Here is a 2,827-nt window from a genome sequence, read left to right as displayed (position 1 = left end):
GATACTCTTCCGCGCTGACCTCCGTGGCATAGACCGCCGACTGCGTGCCGCCCAAGCCTATCCACACCTCCTTGTAGAGCCGTGAAGGGTTGTTCGCCATGTTGATGGAGAGTATCTGCGACTTCTCCTTTTCCGTCAGTCCGAGCAACGCCTGTATCTGGTCGAACTTGTTCATATATTTCCTTTGGTCAAGCAGGATTTTACAATCCGAGTTGTTGATAATGCTCTCTTTGACCACCGGAGAACTGATAATGTCGTCCACCTCCTGCGTCACCACGATTGCCTCGCCGTAATATTTTCTGACCGTCTTATACATATAGCGCAGATATTCAGCCATGTTCGCCGATGAGAGGGCCTTCCAAGCCTCTTCCACGATAAGCTGTTTCCGCACGCCTTTCAGCCGCCGCATCTTGTTGATGAAGGCTTCCATGATGATGATGGTCACGACGGGGAACAGTTCGCGGTTTTCTTTAATCGAATCTATCTCGAAGACGATGAACCGCTTGCCGAGCAGGTCGATGTTCTCCGTGGAGTTGAGCAGGAAATCGTAACGCCCGCCCCGGTAATACTGCCGCATGGTGGTGAGCATGTTGTCGATGTTGAAGTCGGACTTCTCCACCTTGATGTCACGCTGTGCCAGTTCCTTGCGGTAGTCGTCACGCATATACTCGTAGAAGGTGTTGAACGACGGCACGATGCTACGGTCGGATTGGATGCGCTCAATATAGGCACTCACGGCACTGCCCAGCTCGCCGCTCTCCGTCTTTGTCACCTTGTCGTCCTCCGACTTCCAGAGCGTCAGCAACAGGGTCTTGATGCTGTCCTTCTTCTCCACGTCGAAGATGTAATCGTCGGTGTAGAACGGGTTGAAGCTGATGGGCTTATCTTCCGTGTAGGTGAAATACACACCGTCCGCTCCGCCTGTCTTGCGTCGGATCATGCCGCACAAGCCCTGATAGGAGTTTCCCGTGTCCACCAATACCACATGTGCGCCTTGCTCATAATATTGGCGCACGAGGTGGTTCATGAAGAAAGACTTGCCGCTGCCCGAAGGACCCAGCACGAACTTGTTGCGGTTGGTCGTGATACCTCGCTTCATGGGCAGGTCGGAGATGTCAAGGTGCAGCGGTTTTCCCGTGAGCCTGTCCACCATCTTGATGCCGAAGGGCGAGAGCGAGCTGCGGTAGTTGGTTTCCTCTGTGAACAGGCACACCGCCTGTTCGATGAAGGTGTGGAAACTCTCTTCCGCCGGGAAGTCCGCCGCATTGCCGGGTATCGCCGCCCAGTAGAGTGTCGGGCAGTCGATGGTGTTGTGGCGCGGCACGCATTCCATGCTTGCCAACTGGCTGCCCACGTCGTTCTTGATATGCTTCAGTTCCTCCGCATCGTCGCTCCACGCCATGACGTTGAAGTGTGCCCGTACCGAGGTCAGTCCGTAGGAATGGGCTTCGTTCAGGTATTGGTCTATCCACTCGCGGTTGATGCTGTTGCTCCTTGAATAGCGAGATAGCGACTGCATGTTACGGGCGGACTTCTCGAACTTCTGCAAGGTTTCCTCACTGTTGTCTATCAGCACATACTGGTTGTAGATATGGTTGCAGGAGAGCAGAAGCCCCACCGGGGAGGCGAATGACAGTCGGCAGTCACTCCGGTCGGTGGAGAGCTTCTCGTAACGGGTGTCGGTAGCCACCTTGCCCGGCAGGTCTTCCGCGTCGGAGAGGGTGTGCAGACACAGGCGGTTGTCGCCGATGCGCATCTCCCTTGCCGAAAGCTCGATGTCCTGCAAGGTGGTGTCACCTTCCGGCATGAGCGAGAAGTAGCGTTCAATAAGTCCCGTCTTTCCCTCAGTACCCACAATCTCATCGGTGGAGAGGCGGCGCAGCCTGACAAGCCCGCTGTCGTTCATGATGCGCTCGAACTGTTCGCAGGCTTCCAAGAACTTGGTCGTGGTTTCCCTGTCCAGCTCCTTCGGGATGATATGTCCCCGGCACAGCGTGCTGAAATTGCTCTGCATCCGGTTACGCTCCTTTGTTGTCTTGGTCAGGTAGAGGTAGCAGGTGTGTTTCAGGTACGGACGCTCGTTGAAGTGACGCTCGAAAGAGCGGCTTAAAAAGCTCATGTCGTCCTTCTGAAGCTCCGGTTTGTAGCGTTCCTTGATGAACCAGTCCTGTTTGTGGACGACGGAGTAGTCCGGCAGCACCTTGATAGCCTTGCACCAGCAACTGTGTATCGCCTCGTACTCCGCACCCGTCACGGTGTAAAGTTCCGGTAGTTCCACCTCGAAAGCCACCGTGATGTCGGCGTCCTTTGAGATGATGCAGCCATGCTCCACCGCTAAAAGTGGGAACCTGTTTTCCAGTGTTGTCATTTTCGATGTATTCCTCATTGTCTTTCTTCCTTTCGTTGTCGTTTGAACAGACGGGTTATCCGCCGCCGGTTGATAAGGTATCGGGGATGGCTCCGTGCCGCTCCTAATTTCATCAGCCCGTGTTCACCGTACCGGGCGTTCAGCGCGAAGGTCTGCCATACAAGGAGGGAGGACGATGCCGCGCCGAAGCCGATACATATCCACTGGTCGATACCGACCATGTAGAGGATGACGAACAGGACGAAGAGAGCCAGCAGACCTCCGCAGAAGATGAAGAGGTACTGTGCCTTCAAGCCCTTGAACTCTACCGGACGGCCGATACCCTTGTTGATTGGGTATTCAGCCATACATTATTTATTAAAGGAAGAATGAGCGCAGGATGGTGGCGGCAACAATCAGGAAGATGCACGCGCCGAACCACGAGGCGGCTGTCTTGCTGGTGTCGGGGTCGCCCGATGA

General features: G+C 55.0%; 3 protein-coding genes. All 3 read right to left on the bottom strand.

Annotation, left to right across the window (positions count from 1 at the left end; genetic code table 11):
- Window positions 1–2,386 (bottom strand): TraG family conjugative transposon ATPase (locus tag BSCG_RS01915; protein WP_008777433.1); only part of this gene is annotated, 2,386 nt, incomplete at its 3' end.
- Entirely contained in the window at window positions 2,383–2,715 is a 333-nt protein-coding gene (locus BSCG_RS01920) for a DUF4133 domain-containing protein (protein WP_004291514.1), read from the bottom strand. The genes BSCG_RS01920 and BSCG_RS01915, both read right to left, overlap by 4 nt.
- Before the next feature lie 10 nt (window positions 2,716–2,725).
- A partial coding sequence (locus tag BSCG_RS29160; protein ID WP_004315125.1) for a DUF4134 family protein occupies window positions 2,726–2,827 on the bottom strand: 102 nt, incomplete at its 5' end.

Source organism: Bacteroides sp. 2_2_4, from assembly GCF_000157055.1.
GTDB classification, from domain to species: Bacteria; Bacteroidota; Bacteroidia; order Bacteroidales; family Bacteroidaceae; genus Bacteroides; species Bacteroides ovatus.
The sequence above is the reverse complement of the archived record's forward strand: the minus strand, read 5'-3'. Positions and strand labels throughout refer to the sequence as shown.